This is a genomic window from Arthrobacter sp. M2012083, assembly GCF_000281065.1.
GTDB lineage: Bacteria > Actinomycetota > Actinomycetes > Actinomycetales > Micrococcaceae > Arthrobacter.
Genome location: NZ_AKKK01000062.1, coordinates 137,154 through 152,362 on the forward strand (window position 1 = coordinate 137,154; position 15,209 = coordinate 152,362).

15 protein-coding genes are annotated in these 15,209 nt (G+C 61.7%); 7 read left to right on the plus strand and 8 right to left on the minus strand.

The window, feature by feature from the left end:
* Positions 1 to 84: 84 nt before the first annotated feature.
* Positions 85 to 825: an SRPBCC family protein gene (locus A477_RS0120190; RefSeq protein WP_017200665.1), complete on the plus strand. Its 741-nt coding sequence runs from the start codon at positions 85 to 87 to the stop codon at positions 823 to 825.
* 90 nt (positions 826 to 915) lie between these two features.
* On the opposite strand, the gene A477_RS0120195 is transcribed toward A477_RS0120190, so the two are convergent.
* Complete coding sequence (locus A477_RS0120195) at positions 916 to 2,880, minus strand: rhamnogalacturonan lyase (RefSeq protein WP_237715849.1); 1,965 nt, start codon at positions 2,878 to 2,880, stop codon at positions 916 to 918.
* A 490-nt stretch (positions 2,881 to 3,370) separates the two neighbouring features.
* Between A477_RS0120195 and A477_RS22600 the strand changes: the two genes are divergently transcribed.
* The 3 genes from A477_RS22600 to A477_RS23565 all read left to right on the plus strand — a co-directional run bounded on the left by A477_RS22600 (position 3,371) and on the right by A477_RS23565 (position 5,149).
* A complete protein-coding gene (locus tag A477_RS22600; RefSeq protein WP_178994140.1) occupies positions 3,371 to 3,541 on the plus strand; it encodes a hypothetical protein in 171 nt (56 codons plus the stop codon).
* A gap of 259 nt (positions 3,542 to 3,800) precedes the next feature.
* Positions 3,801 to 4,967, plus strand: a complete 1,167-nt coding sequence (locus A477_RS0120210) for a glycosyltransferase family 2 protein (protein WP_017200666.1) — start codon at positions 3,801 to 3,803, stop codon at positions 4,965 to 4,967.
* A gap of 8 nt (positions 4,968 to 4,975) precedes the next feature.
* Positions 4,976 to 5,149 (plus strand): hypothetical protein, encoded by a 174-nt coding sequence (locus A477_RS23565; protein WP_017200667.1) that lies wholly within the window; start codon positions 4,976 to 4,978, stop codon positions 5,147 to 5,149.
* A gap of 93 nt (positions 5,150 to 5,242) precedes the next feature.
* Here A477_RS23565 and A477_RS0120220 read toward each other — a convergent pair whose 3' ends face one another.
* On the minus strand, positions 5,243 to 6,538 hold the full coding sequence (locus tag A477_RS0120220; protein WP_044569330.1) for a hypothetical protein: 1,296 nt from the start codon (positions 6,536 to 6,538) through the stop codon (positions 5,243 to 5,245).
* Positions 6,539 to 6,858: 320 nt separating this feature from the next.
* Here A477_RS0120220 and A477_RS0120225 point away from each other — a divergent pair, with 320 nt between their 5' ends.
* Positions 6,859 to 7,338: an NUDIX hydrolase gene (locus A477_RS0120225; protein ID WP_026005804.1), complete on the plus strand. Its 480-nt coding sequence runs from the start codon at positions 6,859 to 6,861 to the stop codon at positions 7,336 to 7,338.
* Positions 7,339 to 7,348: 10 nt separating this feature from the next.
* Here the strand turns inward: A477_RS0120225 and A477_RS0120230 are convergent, their stop codons facing one another.
* The gene (locus A477_RS0120230; protein ID WP_017200670.1) at positions 7,349 to 7,948 is read right to left on the minus strand and encodes an alpha/beta fold hydrolase; all 600 of its coding nucleotides are present in this window, start codon (positions 7,946 to 7,948) and stop codon (positions 7,349 to 7,351) included.
* Entirely contained in the window at positions 7,935 to 8,324 is a 390-nt protein-coding gene (locus tag A477_RS23130) for a helix-turn-helix transcriptional regulator (protein ID WP_502685508.1), read from the minus strand. The genes A477_RS0120230 and A477_RS23130 overlap by 14 nt, the downstream gene beginning before the upstream one ends.
* Between A477_RS23130 and A477_RS0120240 the strand changes: the two genes are divergently transcribed.
* Positions 8,265 to 8,837 (plus strand): MOSC domain-containing protein, encoded by a 573-nt coding sequence (locus tag A477_RS0120240; protein ID WP_017200671.1) that lies wholly within the window; start codon positions 8,265 to 8,267, stop codon positions 8,835 to 8,837. The two genes, A477_RS23130 and A477_RS0120240, sit on opposite strands and share 60 nt — an antisense overlap.
* Positions 8,838 to 8,907: 70 nt before the next feature.
* A complete protein-coding gene (locus A477_RS0120245; RefSeq protein WP_017200672.1) occupies positions 8,908 to 9,606 on the plus strand; it encodes a hypothetical protein in 699 nt (232 codons plus the stop codon).
* Positions 9,607 to 9,713: 107 nt separating this feature from the next.
* Here A477_RS0120245 and A477_RS0120250 read toward each other — a convergent pair whose 3' ends face one another.
* From A477_RS0120250 to A477_RS0120265, 4 genes are all read right to left on the minus strand, one after another.
* Positions 9,714 to 11,684, minus strand: a complete 1,971-nt coding sequence (locus A477_RS0120250) for an ABC transporter ATP-binding protein (RefSeq protein ID WP_017200673.1) — start codon at positions 11,682 to 11,684, stop codon at positions 9,714 to 9,716.
* Positions 11,681 to 13,414 (minus strand): ABC transporter ATP-binding protein, encoded by a 1,734-nt coding sequence (locus A477_RS0120255; RefSeq protein WP_017200674.1) that lies wholly within the window; start codon positions 13,412 to 13,414, stop codon positions 11,681 to 11,683. The genes A477_RS0120250 and A477_RS0120255 overlap by 4 nt, the downstream gene beginning before the upstream one ends.
* Before the next feature lie 82 nt (positions 13,415 to 13,496).
* Positions 13,497 to 14,405: a helix-turn-helix transcriptional regulator gene (locus tag A477_RS22610; protein ID WP_044569307.1), complete on the minus strand. Its 909-nt coding sequence runs from the start codon at positions 14,403 to 14,405 to the stop codon at positions 13,497 to 13,499.
* Between the two features lie 95 nt (positions 14,406 to 14,500).
* Entirely contained in the window at positions 14,501 to 15,205 is a 705-nt protein-coding gene (locus tag A477_RS0120265) for an AAA family ATPase (protein WP_017200676.1), read from the minus strand.
* Positions 15,206 to 15,209 lie beyond the last annotated feature (4 nt).

The following is a 15,209-nucleotide window of genomic DNA, read 5'->3' on the forward strand; positions in this document are numbered from 1 at the left end:
CCCCCATTCCCGCAAGGCCTGTATTAAACCCTCAAGAAGCTCGATAATGTAAGCATGCTGATCAATATCGAATAGGAGGACATGATGACCACGAAAGTGAACAAGACCATCATGGTCAACGTTCCGGTCAGTGCGGCCTACAGGCAATGGACCAAGTTCGAGGAGTTTCCGCACTTCATGGGCGGGGTCGAGCGCGTGACACGGCTCAGCGACGACCGGCTGGAATGGGTGGCCGAAATAGCGGGAGTCCATCGCCGCTGGGAGGCCAAGATCGTTCAGCAGGACGTGGACCGCGCTGTGGCCTGGGCCGCCGTCGAGGGTGCCAAGAATGCCGGCTGGGTTGATTTCAAGGAAGCGGGACCAAGCCAGACGTCCCTGCATCTGTCCTTGGAATACGAACCTCACGGCGTCCTCGAATTCCTGGGAGACAAGTTGCACATTGTTGAAAGGCAGGCTGAGTCAGACTTGAAGAAGTTCAAGGAGTACATCGAGAAGCAGGCACCGGAGACCGGCGTCGAGACCACGGGGTCAACCACCCCGGCCAGCGCCACCGGCACGACAACCGGGGCGGCTGCCGCCACCGGCACTGCCGCCACCGGCACTGCCGCCACCGGTACTTCCGGCACCGCCACCTCGGATTCGTCACCGATCGTCGATCCCGTCACCCATCCCTTCGACCAGACCAATGGGCTGGCTGACATGGACGGCGACTCCGACGAAACCGCCGACAGCGATACCCGCAGCGCCGCCGAACGGCAGAAAGACGAGGACCGCGGCCCAGGCTTCATACCGCCCCAGAGCGGCTGGCTGCCGGGACAGCGGTAAGCCCCTCATATCGAATGCCGCCCGGGTTCAACGCGACCCGGGCGGCACTCACTTGTTATGCGCTTTAGAGGGCCTGCGCCAGGAAACCGGCTACTTCCCCGCGTAGACGACGGCGGGAGTCGCCTGAGCCTGCATGCCCTCACCAATAAAGAAGCTCGGGTGCGGAGGCTGGTTGTAGGCGACGTTTTCGCGGGCCACGGCTGTACGGTAGACAGTGTCATGCATCAGGGTCCGCAGGCGAACCTCGGTGGGAGCTGTGGTGGTGTAGATCCGCAACTCACTGCTGTCCGTGGACGGCCAGGCGATCTCTTCGCGCCAGTCACCCAGGATGTCCGCTTGGATTGACGGGTTGCCTTTGGTGGTGTTGTTACTGCGTGCACCTTCGGCAGTCAGGAGCCTGTCGCTGGACTCGGTTTCCCAGTTCCATTTGGAGATCGTGGGAACGCCGCGAGACAACGTGGGGTCATAGTCGTGGTCCACAATTTCGCGAAGCAGGTCACCGTCCCACCACGCCAGGAAGTTCGCTGCAGGGATCTTCCCGGCGATCAGCTCACCCTTGGCCGATACCAGCTGGCCAACCGGTGAATCCCACGCGGCCGTACCTCCGACGGCCCATCCTTCCGCCCCGGCATGGCGGGGATCGATGTCACCCGCCGCACCGCGACCGGTGTCCCTGCCCGCGGGAATACTCCAGAGGACTTCACCGGTAGCGGCGTCGCGGAATGTTGCTCCACGGTTGCCGCTCTGGCTCATGCTCTCGTGGACGGCGAACGTCTCCAGCCCGGGCCTGGATGGGTCGAGGTCGCTGGTGTGTATGGCATCGCCGTGGCCAAGCTTGGTGTTGTAAAGAGGCTGCCCATTCTCGTCGATCGTCATGGAACCGAAGACGAACTCGTCCTTGCCATCCTGGTCCACGTCGGCAACGGATAAGTTGTGGTTACCCTGCCCCTTGTATTCATCCCCGGCAAGGTTCGAATCGAAGGTCCAGCGCTTCACGAGCTTGCCGTCCACCAGATCGTAGGTGACCAGGACGGTGCGCGTGTAGTAGCCGCGGCTGACCATCATGGATGGATGCTCACCGTCGAGGTAGGCCACTCCAGCGAGGAAGCGGTCTACGCGATTGCCGTAGCTGTCGCCCCAGCTGGCGACAGCGCCACGCGGGGGCTCGTAGGCCACGGTGTCCAGGATGGTGCCCGTCCCGCCGTTGAAGACGGTCAGGAATTCAGGACCGGAAAGGATGTAACCGGCACTATTGCGGAAGTCGGCGTCGGCATTCCCGATGACCGTTCCGGCGGCATCGCGGGTGCCGTCCGCTGTCTTGAGGGAAACCTCAGCCTTGCCATCGCCGTCGAAGTCGTAGGCCAAAACCTGGGTGTAATGCGCGCCGGCGCGGATGTTGCGGCCCAGGTCAATGCGCCACAGCTTGGTGCCATCGAGCTTGTAGGCGTCCACGTAGACGTTGCCCGTGTATCCGGACTGGGAGTTGTCCTTGGCGTTGGACGGCGCCCAAGTTTGAATAACCTCATACTTTCCGTCACCGTCGAGGTCCGCGACGGTCGCATCGTTGGCGGAGTAGGTATAGGGCTTCCCGTCAGGGGTCACTCCATCGGCCGGTTTGTCCAACTTGATGGCCACATAGTTCTGTGCCAGCGGCGTAACGGCTTCGCTCAGCTTGTCCTCGCCTTGCCCGTTACCGACGGTTTTGATGACGTAGTTGGACTCCGCTGTTCCCCCCGGGTCCACGAACATTGTGGCATTTCGGAGGGGTTCCGGGGTGATGTTTACCCCGTCACGCAGGACTTGGAAGCCAACGCTGTCCTTGTCCAAGCCGAGCAAGCGCCAGCTCACCGTGACGCCCTGATCCGTCAGGACAGCAACCGGCGCCCGGTCCAGGTTCTCCACTTGCCGCTTCAGGGTGGATGGATCCTTAGCGGCAGGCACGACGCCGGGGAGGCTGGTTTGTGCTGCTTGCGGGAGTTGGACGGGGGCTGCTTGAGCGAGCGGGACGCCCGTCAGCGCGATGGCGGCAGCGGCGAGTGAAGCAGAGGCCGCCATGGGGACGGCCTTCCATGCACGGCCCCGGTTACTACGGTAGGAACATTTCGAAGGGTAAGCCAAAGAACATCTCCTTTGATGCCGGGCGGCAGTAGGTCTGCCACGTCGTGTTGGAACGTTTCACACACGCCGAACAGAATCGCCTCCAATCATGGGGCGATCATGATGCGGCGCGAGAAAACGCTTTCCGCCCACAAGGTTTACCAGCGCCTCAATCGTCCGGTCAAGGGTTTGACAAGAAATGAGCGTGTTCTACCCCGCTGGACTTGCCGCCCGCCGGTTGCAGCAGTCCCCACGGTTAAACGGAGTCATGAGGAACGTGTAATCGGTCACACTTGGCCGGATTTACTTGTCAACCGTGGTGGGCAGCATGAACCATGAATGAGGGAATTCGTTCCCATACAAGCTGAATCAGCAATCCTCACCGACGAGGATGCGGCCCCTGCGAAGAAGCTTGGGGCTGTTAACGGCCTGAGTGAAAGTACTGACAATGACGACACATACTGACTCCATTACGCTGAAAATCTGGGACAAGTCGGCAATCGACCACACCATCGATGCCGCCATTGAATCCCTCTCCCACCGCGCTGCCGCTGAAAACTGCGGAATCGCCGTTACCCTGAGCGGACCTAAGACCTTCACGGTCAGCCTGAACCGCTAAGCAGTTCAAGCACAACGCAAGAGGACGACGCCGGGACCTCCCGACGTCGTCCTCTTGCGTTTAAGCGCGCCTCCCGCAGTTCTGCGGCTCATGACGCGGAAAGTCCGGGTTCCCTTGGGAAATTGGCGCCAGTGGTCCTTACAACCGGTTCGTGACGCCGTCCAGGAAGTCCTGATGGAACCTTGAGACTTCCTTGATGGTTTCCCTCCCCTGATCTTGCGTTCGCGTTGGAACTCTAAGTGAGTCAACGCTTCAACGCATGAACGGAGGGATCACAATGCTCACGGGAATCAAGGCCAATGCAGTTGCACCGGCCCCGGCGAACGCACCGGAGACGGCTGCCAGGCCGCGACGATCCCACCGCGCGGCAGGCGGGGTGGTCACCGTCCTGGTTCCGGCACACAATGAGTCTGCCGGAATCACCGAGACGCTGCTCTCCTTGAAAAACCAGACTCATCGCCCGGACCGTGTGATCGTGGTGGCAGATAACTGCACCGATGACACCGAAGAGCTTGCCCTCGCCCAAGGCGCCGAAGTTATGCGCACCGTGGGAAATAAGGACAAGAAAGCCGGTGCCCTGAACTTTGCCCTCAGCGAGCTCCTTCCGGATGCCGACCCGGAGGACCTGTTCCTTGTCCAGGATGCCGACTCGCAACTGGCCCTCGACTTCATCGAGAACGCCACCAGGAACTTGCTCGCGGACGAACTGCTCGGCGCTGTGGGCGGAGTGTTCAGCGGCGGTCCGGGTGGCGGTTTTGTGGGCCACCTGCAGCGCAACGAATACGCCCGCTACGCACGGGATGTGAAGCGACTTCACGGCAAGTGCCTGGTAGTCACCGGCACGGCAGCCCTTTTCCGCGTCAAGACTTTGCGGGACGTCGTGGCCGCCCGGTTGAAGGGCGAGCTCCCTCCCGGAAACGGCAACGGCGGCGTCTATGACACCTCGGTGCTGACCGAGGACAACGAACTCTCTTTTGCCCTGTTGACCCTGGGCTACCGCATCGCGTCTCCATCCAACTGCACACTGGTCACGGAAGTCATGCCCACCTGGCGTGAACTGTGGTCACAGCGGCTGCGTTGGAAGCGCGGCGCGGTGGAGAACTGCGTGCAATACGGATGGACCAAGGTAACCAGGCCTTACTGGGGACGCCAGTTTCTTTCCATGATCGGCGTCCTCGTGACACTGGCCTACTTCGGTTCCCTCCTGTTCGCGTTGATTTCCGGTATGGGCCTGAACCTTCAACCCTTCTGGATTACCGTCACCGGCATTTTCATCCTGGAACGCATAGTTACTGTGCGTTTCCGGGGCTGGAGGTACATGCTCCTTGCCGCAACCATGTACGAAACCGTCATCGATATCTTCCTCCAGGCTGTCCACGCCAAGGCGTACCTGGATGCAGCATTCAACAGAAAGAAAGTTTGGTAAACCGACTCATGTACAACAACCCCGTAGCCCCGGTGTCAGGGGCAGTAGCAGCCGGGATGGGCTCAGGAACGCTTGCATTGACTGGAGCCGGAGACCTCTTCTGGTTCGCGCTGGCTGCCTTTGCCATGCTGGCTCTCGGACTTGCCGTTAAGCGGATCGTTCCGGTCCGGGCACAAAAGTAGGCACGTAAAAACCAGATGAGGCAACGAACCCGCAGTTGTGTCGCTACCTCCAGCGCGACACAATTGCGGGTTTGTTGTATTCGCCGTACTGGCCTACTGCACCAAGGCCGTGCTGGCCGAGAACTTGACCACCGTGGTGTAGCCGGCTTTGGTGCCGGTAACCCGCACGCTCATTGCGTCAGCCTGGTCAGCACTCACCAGCTTGTAGGAACGGGCCGTGGCCCCGGGGATTGCCACACCCGAGCGAAGCCACTGATACGTCAAGGTGGACCCGGATGTCCATGTACCAGGATTGGCCGTAAGCGTTGATCCCACTGTCGGCGTTCCCGTGATAATCGGGGTGGGCGCTACCAAAGTCCCGGCTACTACTGTCGCTGTGGGAGCAGACTCCCTGACGGCAGTTGCGTAGCCGGCCTTGGTTCCCGTGACGCGGACCGTCAGGCTGGTGCCCTGATCCGCGGCGGCAAGGACCCTGGTGGCGCTGGTTGCACCGACAATTGCCGTGCCGTTCCGGAACCACTGATAGCCCAGGGCGGTGCCGGTGGTCCAGGTTCCCGGCGCGGCGGTCAACGTTGAGCCGACCGCTGCCGTGCCTGAGATGGTGGGTGTTGGTGCTGTGAGCTGACCCTGGTTGGCGGGAACGAAGGAGAAGTCCCGGATGGTGACTGTTTCAGGAGCCACGTGTGCTGCATCTCCGCCTCCACCGCCGGTTACCCAGAGGTTGAAGTGAATTTGTTCCTTAGCGGGAAGCGGGACCGTGGAACCCTCCAAAACGGTTCTCTTGAGCAATGTGCCGTCGTAGCCTTCCCCCGCAAACGTCTCATAGGTCAGCTTGCCCGGTTCCCAGACCATCCTGTGGGTGAGGATCGGGGCATTGGTGACGTCAAAAGTGACGGTGTTGTTTCCCTGCCCCGGCGGCAGTGTGGCGTCAAACCAATACCCATGCCCTTGGGTCACAGGCCAGTCTTCGCCGTAGGCTGCGCCCCCACCCCAGGCAGAGGCTTCACAAAGGTCGATTTCCGTATAACCAGGCACCGCATTGGGGTCGTAGGTGAACAGGCATCCCCACACCACTTCCTTCTGGAGGGCACTGACATCTTTTTCCACCGTGGTGCTGTACGTTCCATACCCGAATCCTTCACGCGTGGATTGGAATTCCGCACCCTTTGGATCCGAGCCCGTGGGATTGGTGATGGAGAGCTTGACGTACCCGTTGGCGTCCGGGTTGCTGACGTTATTGGCATCCCAACTCGCGTTATACATGGGCGCCCCGCCCCAGAAACGCTTCTGCCAGTTGAACCCCTTCCATGCAAAGCTACCCACCGGACCAGGATCATCGGCCATCGGCGTGGTATCCGCAGCGTGCGAGGGGCCTATTCCTGTGAACATAGATAACCCAACCGCAACGACGACGGCCAACCCCATTGCTTTCCTTCCCCCACGTGGAAGGAGCCTCACTGACAATGCCATAGCTGTTTCCTCCTGCTGATGCGCCCAGAACCGTCAACGGCTGATGCCGCTAACCGCAGTGACGTTTCACCCCCCCCGAGAAACGCCTGTCCTCGATTATCAAGTAGCCAAGGTGCTGCCGGAAGCGAAATGAACAAGCAAATTCGTCCACACAACATCAATTGGGTAACGGCACCAACTCCACGAGTAGCCTTGACATGTCCAAGAATTTCGCGCAGGACCTCACCCCGGGAGGGCACATCACAGTTCGCAGCGCAGGCATCCTCCTTCACCGACGAAACACCGCCGGGCAATTGGAACTGTGGATAGCCCACATGGGCGGGCCCTTCTGGGCCCGGAAAGATGAACACGCCTGGTCAATTCCCAAGGGAGAGTTCCCTGGGGACGAAGACGCCTTGGTTGCGGCCCAACGGGAATTCACCGAAGAAATCGGCACACCACCGCCAGCGGCCCACTACGACCTCCTGGGCGTTTTTCGGCAGCCCTCCGGCAAACTCATCACCGCGTTCGCTGCCGAAGCCCGCGACTTTCAACCTCAGCAGATTGTCAGCAACACCTTCCCCATGGAGTGGCCCAAGGGCTCGGGAGCCATTAAGGAATTCCCGGAGATCGATGACGCCCGGTGGTTCGAAGAATCCGTGGCCCGGACCAAGCTCGTCAAAGGGCAACTTCCCATCGTCGATGCTTTGGTCCGGCACCTGGGTGAGAATTCCCTATAGAGCCGACCACTCAAGCATGGATGGAGCTGAGTTGACGCCAGGCATCATGCTCGCGGCTGGCCCTGAAGTGGCGCGCCTTGGCCCACGCCGATGCTCCGGAGTTGAAGAAGGTGTGCGTCGCCGCGGGATTGCTCCGGACCCAATCTGCGTCGAAGAAGAGCGGTTCAAGCCGGGACACGTCACCACTAACCAGCGCATCCCAGGCCGCCCTGTCCGGCTGCATTCCGGCGTCCGGCGATCTTCCACCGCTCGTGGCGGCAAGGATCAGAGTGCGGACTTTCTGCGGGTAGTCGATGGCAAACCATTGCCCAACTCGACCACCCATCGAATGACCGTACACGTGTGCTAAATCCACACCTGCGGCATCCAGCACAGCTACGGCGTCCTCCGCGAGGAGTCGCGTAGTGTAGCGCCCGGTGTCGCCCTTCCCACTCCGACCTATCCCCCGGTGATCAAAACGGATGACGCGGTAATAGCGGGAAAGAAGCTCCGCCGTCGGACCCCAACCATCCATGGCTGTCGCCTGGCCGGCGATGAGCAGCAGCGGCTCACCTTCGCCTTCCGATGTCCAGGCGATTTCAGCGCCGTCGGCGGCCTCAGCAAAGTTCACCGTGCAACAGTATCGGGGCGGGGCCCAAACTGCTGCGGCGTGGCACACAAGCCGTTAGTCCGCAATAAAAAAAATCCTCAATGGCACAGTTAAACGTCCGCGCAATGAGGAAGGCCAACGGAAGCGAGGGATCAAATTTCTCCCGTTCGATGGAGATGACAGTCTGCCGGGAAACTCCAAGTGCCGCCAGGTCCGCCTGTGTCCAGCGCCGTTCGGTGCAACGCTCCGCGAGGTTGTTCTTCACTTGAGCGCGCGGCGCTCCCACGGATAGGCACTGGCTGATGCGCACCGCTCCCGGTAGAGCTAGCGTTGAGGGATGACCGCTGAGTACAAGTACGACGTCGAGGTGCTGCACCTTTTGGTGTCGCCGGCCCACGCCTACTTTGGGCGTGCACGCGAAGGGGCGGCAGATGTCCCCACTACCGATGCCGGGCAGGCCGAGTTGGTGGCGGGCAAAGGCATAGTTGGCGACAGGTTCTTCGGCAAGGCCGCACACATGGATGCCGCCGTGACGTTGTTCGCAGTGGAGGCTCTTGAAGCCATCGCGTCGGAACTCGAGGCCGGGCCCTTGGATCCCCTGTTGACCCGGCGGAATGTGGTTCTGCGAGGAGTCGAGTTGGCTCCTCTTCTTGGCCAGGAGTTCACGCTTGAGTCAGGAGGAGATCTGGTTCGCCTCAAGGCCGGCAGACCCGCCCACCCCTGCGCTTGGATGGACGAAATGCTCGCTCCTGGCGCCCACAAGGCGATGCGCGGGCGTGGTGGCGTCAGGTGCCAGGTGATCTCGGGAGGCTTGCTGCACCGAGGCTCCGCTGTATTGGTCAGTCCCGTGCCGCTCAACCCGGCCAGGGCCGGGGAGGCGAACGTTTTGCGGCCTTCGCGGTTGCCATAAGCAATTCCACCCCGCCGCCGCGAAAGACAGGAGCCTGTCCTTCCAAGGTGTGGCCGCATAGGGTGGTCAGGTGGATACCGTAAGCAGCAAAGTACAAACCCTCGCCGGATCCGCGTTTGCTGCTGTGTTCCGGGCCGTCAAGATTGTGCGTCCGCATAGGCCGATCCACCCAAAGGGCATCCGGTTAGTCGGAATTTTGGAAAGGGACTCCGGTGTGCGCGAGCCCTCGGGTATCCCTTGGCTGGACACCGCCGGGAGCAACGTGGTGGATGCCAGGCTTTCCCGCTCCATCGGGCTGCCTGACGCCTTCCCGGACATTATTGGACTGGCGGTGCGCTTCAGCGAACAGGACAAATTGTCGGACATGCTCCTGGCAACCACCGGGCCTACAGGACTTGGGCGTTTCATCCTCCGGCTCCGTCGGGACGCCGCGACGGCGGTTTTCTCCAGCATGATGCCATACGAGGCGGATACAGGCCCGGTGCTGATAGCAGCACGGACCATCAGCGGGCCGGAGAAGCTGCCGGTGGAACCAGGTGCCTTCAGCTCACTCCTCGGCAACGAGTCGTGGATCCTTGAACTCCATCACGCCAGCCCGCTGGGCCCATGGACCAGGTTCGGAACGTTGACCCTCAGCCTCGCCGACCATGCAGAAGATACCGCCGAGCGATTTGATCCAGTCCTCAATCCGCTTCCAACGGCAGGAACGTACGGCTGGACGAGGCGACTCCGCGAACCGTCCTACGCGTTGGCCCGCCGACGCGGGTAGGAGCGTTGCTTCGTGACCTTCTTTGAGGCGGCAACTGCCCGAATTCAACCCACCTAGGTTGGACAAACGCCATCAGCAATCCACAGAAGGTCTGGAAGGCACGCTCCTCAGGCCTCAGAGACCGGCGCCGCAAACTGCGCCTCATACAGCCGGGAGTACGCCCCGCCAACGGCCAGCAGTTCCGCGTGTGTCCCCTGCTCGACGATCTGCCCGGCCTCCATCACCAGAATGAGGTCGGCATCGCGGATGGTGGAGAGCCGATGGGCGATCACGAAGCTGGTCCGGTCAGAGCGCAGGGCATTCATGGCTTTCTGCACCAATACCTCGGTTCGGGTATCCACGGAACTGGTCGCTTCATCGAGGATCAGCACCGAGGGACGGGACAAGAAGGCCCTGGCAATGGTGAGCAGCTGTTTCTCACCTGCAGATACGTTGCCGCCTTCGTCGTCGAGCAAGGTGTCGTAGCCTTCCGGCAAGGACCGCACAAAGCGGTCCACGTACGTTGCCTGCGCGGCCTCCATAATCTCGGCTTCGGAAGCCGAGGGGCGCCCGTACGCAATGTTGTCGCGAATCGTCCCTCCGAACAGCCAGGTGTCTTGGAGGACCATGCCCATCCGAGAGCGAAGTTCCTGCCGTGACAGTGAGGTGATGTCCACGCCGTCAAGGGTTATGCGCCCGGAATCCAGTTCGTAGAAGCGCATCATGAGGTTCACCAGCGTGGTTTTGCCCGCGCCCGTCGGCCCAACTATCGCTATGCTCTGCCCTGGCTCGGCCACCAGGCTAAGGTCCGTGATCAGTGGCTTGTCCGGCGAGTACCGGAAGGACACATTCTCGAAGACGAGACGTCCTCGAGACGGACCCGACGGCGGAACAGGGTCAGGTTCGGCCGACTCCTCCTCCTCATCCAGCAAGTCGAAAACCCGCTCGGCCGAGGCAACACCGGACTGCAGCATATTCGCCATGGATCCGAGCTGGGCCAACGGCATGGTGAACTGCCGCGAGTACTGGATAAAGGCCTGGACATCGCCCAACTGCATTGAGCCCGAGGCCACCTGCAGGCCGCCTACCACGGCGATCCCCACGTAGACCAGGTTCCCGATGAACGTCATGGCCGGCATGATCAGGCCGCTCACGAACTGCGCCCCGAAGCTCGCCTGATACAGCTCGCCGTTCTTCGCGCGGAATTTCTCCTGGACTTCGTTCTGCCGTCCGAACACCTTCACCAGCGCGTGCCCGGTGTAGGTTTCTTCGATCTGGCCGTTGAGCTCGCCCGTGTTTTTCCACTGTGCCACGAACAGCTTCTGGGACCGTTTGGCGATGAGCAGCGTGGTTCCCAGCGTCAAGGGGATAGTCACCAACGCGATGAGTGCCAGCAACGGCGAGAGCAGGAACATCATCACCAGCACGCCCAGCACGGTCAGCAGGGACGACACCACCTGGCTGATGGATTGCTGCAAGCTTTGGGAGATGTTGTCCACATCATTGGTCACCCGGCTCAGCAGCTCACCGCGCTGGATGGAGTCGAAATAGCGGAGGGGTAGCCGGTGGATTTTCGCTTCAATCCGCTCGCGGAGGCGGTACACGGTCCGTTGCACCACGCCGTTGAGTACGTACGCCTGCATCCAACCGAACGCTGAGGCCAGGACATAGAGCACCAGTGCCCACAGCAGCACCGAGGCCAGCGCACCAAAGTCAATTCCGACGCCGGGGGTCAGGGTCATGGCACCCAGCATGTCGGCCTTGCTGTTCTCACCCGCGGCGCGCAAACCTGCGATCACCTCGGCTTTGGACGCGCCTTCGGGCAGCTGTTTGGAGACGACGCCGGCGAAGATGAGATTGGTGCCTTCGCCCAGCAACCGGGGGCCGATCACGGATAAAGTAACGCTGACCACGGCGAAGACCAGCACCAGAATCAACCAAAAGCGTTCAGGCCGCAGGGTCCCCAGCAAACGCCGGGCCGAGACACCAAAATTCGAGGCCTTCTCTGCAGGAATGTTCATCCCCGCAAACGGACCTCCCCGGCCCGGGCCCATCGCCGGCCGCTGCGGACCACGGGGACCGGCTGACACAGCACTCATGCTGCCTCCTCCGCCGCGAGCTGGGAGGACACGATTTCCCGGTACGTTTCGGACGTTTCCAACAGCTCATGGTGCGTTCCGCGCCCAACGATCCTGCCGTCGTCGAGCACTAGAATCTGGTCCGCGTCCGCGATGCTGGAGACGCGCTGCGCAACGATCACCAGCGTGGCACCGTTCGTGTGCCGCTTCAGGGCCTGCCGGAGTCGGGCGTCGGTGGCGGTGTCCAGGGACGAAAAGGAGTCGTCGAAGATATAAAGCTCAGGTTGTTTCACCAGTGCCCGGGCGATCGCGAGCCTTTGCCTCTGCCCGCCGGAGACGTTGGTACCGCCTTGCGAAATGACCGCGTCCAGGCCGCCCTCCATCTCTTCCACAAAATCCCGGGCCTGGGCCACGGACAGCGCTTGCCACAGCTCGTCCTCAGTGGCATCGGGTTTGCCGTATTGAAGGTTGCTGCGGACCGTTCCGGAGAACAGGTAGGGCCGCTGCGGCACCAGCCCGATGTGGCCCCAGAGCAGGTCCGGGTGCAGTTCGCGGACGTCCACGCCGTCCATCAGCACGGAACCGGACGTGGCGTCGAACAGCCGCGGCATGAGGTTCACGAGCGTGGTTTTGCCGGCGCCGGTGCTGCCGATGATTGCGGTGGTCTGACCGGCCAACGCCGTGAACGTGACTCCGCTCAGCACCGGCTGCTCGGCACCCGGGTAGGCGAATCCGACGTCGCGCATCTCCAGTTCGCCGCGGCGGATACCGCCGGTGACAGGGTTCGACGGCGGCTGGACACTTGATTCGGTGTCCAGCACCTCGCCGATCCGGTCGGCCGAGACGGACGCGCGCGGGATCATCACGGCCATGAACGTGGCCATCATGACGGACATCAGGATCTGCATGAGGTAACTCAGGAACGCGATCAGGGTGCCAACCTGCATGGAGCCGTCCTCGATCCTGAAGGATCCGAACCAGATCACCGCCACGCTGGAAACGTTCATCACCAGCATGACCACAGGGAACATGAGCGCCATTAAACGGCCGGCCCGGAGCGCAACATCAGTAACGTCGTCGTTCGCTTTGCCGAACCGGACTGCCTCCATGTCCTCACGGACGAAAGCCCGCACCACACGAATGCCGGTGAGCTGCTCGCGGAGAACCCTGTTTACGGCGTCGATCCGGACCTGCATCTTGCGGAACAGCGGCACCATCCGCGTCACGATCAGCCCTACCGCCACCAGCAACACCGGCACGCATACCGCAATAAGCCAGGACAATTGCGCGTCCTGCCGCACGGCCATGACCACGCCGCCAATGCTCAGCATGGGAGCCGCGACCATCAGCGTGCAGGACATGAGGACCAGTTGCTGCACCTGCTGCACGTCGTTGGTGGATCGGGTGATCAAGGACGGCGCCCCGAATTTGGTGACCTCTTGCTCCGAGAACTCCCCTACCCGGCTGAAAATCGCGTCGCGGAGGTCACGACCCATCCCCATGGCAGCCTTCGCACCGAAGTACACGGCCACCACGGCACACGCGATCTGCAGCAAGGTAATGAGCAGCATGAGTCCGCCCATGCGCAGGATGTAGTCGGTGTCCCCGGTGGCCACGCCGTTGTCGATGATGTCGGCGTTAAGCGTAGGAAGGTAAAGGGACGCGATGGACTGCGCCAGCTGGAAAACGACGACGGCGACCAGCAGCCGCTGATGCGGCCGCAGGAAGCGAACAAGTACCTTCCACAGCATGGGATCTCCGAGCCAGCCGATGTGAACCGAAGGCCAGTTTACGTCTGGTTGCTGCGGGCAACTAGAGGAAAGTCATGCCGAGCTAGACAACAGCCTTCCGGCCGAGCCCCAAAAGGGATGCCTGCGTCCCTGTCCCGCTTTTGGGTAGGTAGGTAAACAAGCGGAGAGCGGGAAACTGCGGCACGCCCAGAACCATGGGGGCGAAGCTGAGCCGTCCAAGTGTTGGGTGGTCGTAAACAACGTCCACATGGTACGAGTCGCTCACCACCTGACGCTGCCACAGTTCGTTGAAGGCCTTCGAGACCTCACAGAGGCTCCTGGCCATGGTGTCGAAACGTGGATCGTCCGGGAACTTGGCTGATTGCGCACGAAACTGGGCAACCATGGATCGGGCCATCATCTCTTTGTGAACGTGGGGCCGGGCAAGCTCCGGATCGGTGAAGAAGCGGTGGAGGCAGCTCTCGCCCACCCGGGTATCAAAGGTGTCAGCCGCGGCCGCGTTCATGGCCACGACGGTCCAGAACGGGTCTGCGATGTAGCTGGGATTTGCCATGGCATCCACCAGTTGCTGCAGAAGCGCCAGCTGGGTGATGTCGACGTCGAAACGCTGTCCACCGTCCCCGGACGCAGGAAAGCGACCAGTACCGGCGGCCTGCGTGTTCCCCGCGGCAGGGTTGGGCCGGCGCCCTGACGCCAGCCTGCGGACATAGGTTCTGTCTTCAGGACTGAGCTGCAGGGCATTGGCTATCGCGTCCAGGATTTCTGCGGAAGCACCGATGGCCCGCCCCTGTTCCAGCCACGTGTACCAGGAGACCCCAACGTTGGCCAGGACGGCCACCTCTTCCCGCCTGAGTCCGGGAGTCCGGCGTCGCGGGCTGACCGGTAACCCGACGTCCTCCGGCCGGGTCTGCTCGCGGCGGGTGCGAAAGAACTCGCCTAGTCGCGCATGGTTGGACCGCGCTTGGTGGGAAGCAGAAGGATGGGTGGGCATGGGTTCTCCACTAATGACGAGCGTCCGGCCGACCGCTCTGTGGCAGTCGGCCGGACGGACGGGTGAGTAGAATCCGGAATCCTGGGTCAGGCGGATTACTGCAGGACACGTTCCTTTTCAGAACGGACGTCCAACTGTGCGTACTCTTCGGAAGCCAAACGCGCAGCATCCTCCGGACTCATGCGTGGCTCCAGCTTGAACAGGGAAGCGATCTGATCGAGTCGTTCCTCCACGGAACCGGACACCACATGGAACGGTATCCCCAGCTCGTCCATGGTTTGCTGCAAGATGTCGTCGGACATGTTCCGGAACTGATCGTTGACCGGACGGTGCCCGTCGGCGGAGAGCGGGAGCTCGTTCTTCAGGTGCACGAACACATCGAAGGAGTTCTGCACGTGCCTCTTGAAGCTGTTGCCAAGGCTGGTCATCACCTCTTCGAAGAAGGCGAGTTCCGGCGTCTTCTCCACGGTCTCACCCGCCGAAAGATGCGCCGAGGCACTGGGATTCAGGCCAAGGGAAACCCGCACAGACCCATAGATCCATTCCTGCAAGGACGACCCGTCAGAAATGAATCCTGCCGAGAGCTTGTCCTCGTAAACGGCCCGCTCAACGTGGCGTGTCACGATCATCTGGATAAGCTCCGCGGCCGTGCACTCCTCAAGGGTCTTGCCCGGCGCGGCCTCGGGGAGGATTTCACGCATGGTCCTTGCCTTGGTCCGGGGCAGCCCCGTGTAGTGGGACAAGGCCATGGACGTGAACGTCTTGCCCGAGGAATAGGTACCTGAAATGCCGATGCGCACTGCG

What these genes read in the sequence shown, in the direction of transcription:
- A477_RS0120190 (WP_017200665.1), top strand. Translation starts at nt 85, where the DNA reads ATGACCACGAAAGTGAACAAGACCATCATGGTCAACGTTCCGGTCAGT.
- A477_RS0120195 (WP_237715849.1), bottom strand. Translation starts at nt 2,880, where the DNA reads ATGGCGGCCTCTGCTTCACTCGCCGCTGCCGCCATCGCGCTGACGGGC.
- A477_RS22600 (WP_178994140.1), top strand. Translation starts at nt 3,371, where the DNA reads ATGACGACACATACTGACTCCATTACGCTGAAAATCTGGGACAAGTCG.
- A477_RS0120210 (WP_017200666.1), top strand. Translation starts at nt 3,801, where the DNA reads ATGAACGGAGGGATCACAATGCTCACGGGAATCAAGGCCAATGCAGTT.
- A477_RS23565 (WP_017200667.1), top strand. Translation starts at nt 4,976, where the DNA reads ATGTACAACAACCCCGTAGCCCCGGTGTCAGGGGCAGTAGCAGCCGGG.
- A477_RS0120220 (WP_044569330.1), bottom strand. Translation starts at nt 6,538, where the DNA reads ATGTTCACAGGAATAGGCCCCTCGCACGCTGCGGATACCACGCCGATG.
- A477_RS0120240 (WP_017200671.1), top strand. Translation starts at nt 8,265, where the DNA reads ATGACCGCTGAGTACAAGTACGACGTCGAGGTGCTGCACCTTTTGGTG.
- A477_RS0120250 (WP_017200673.1), bottom strand. Translation starts at nt 11,684, where the DNA reads ATGAGTGCTGTGTCAGCCGGTCCCCGTGGTCCGCAGCGGCCGGCGATG.
- A477_RS0120255 (WP_017200674.1), bottom strand. Translation starts at nt 13,414, where the DNA reads ATGCTGTGGAAGGTACTTGTTCGCTTCCTGCGGCCGCATCAGCGGCTG.
- A477_RS22610 (WP_044569307.1), bottom strand. Translation starts at nt 14,405, where the DNA reads ATGCCCACCCATCCTTCTGCTTCCCACCAAGCGCGGTCCAACCATGCG.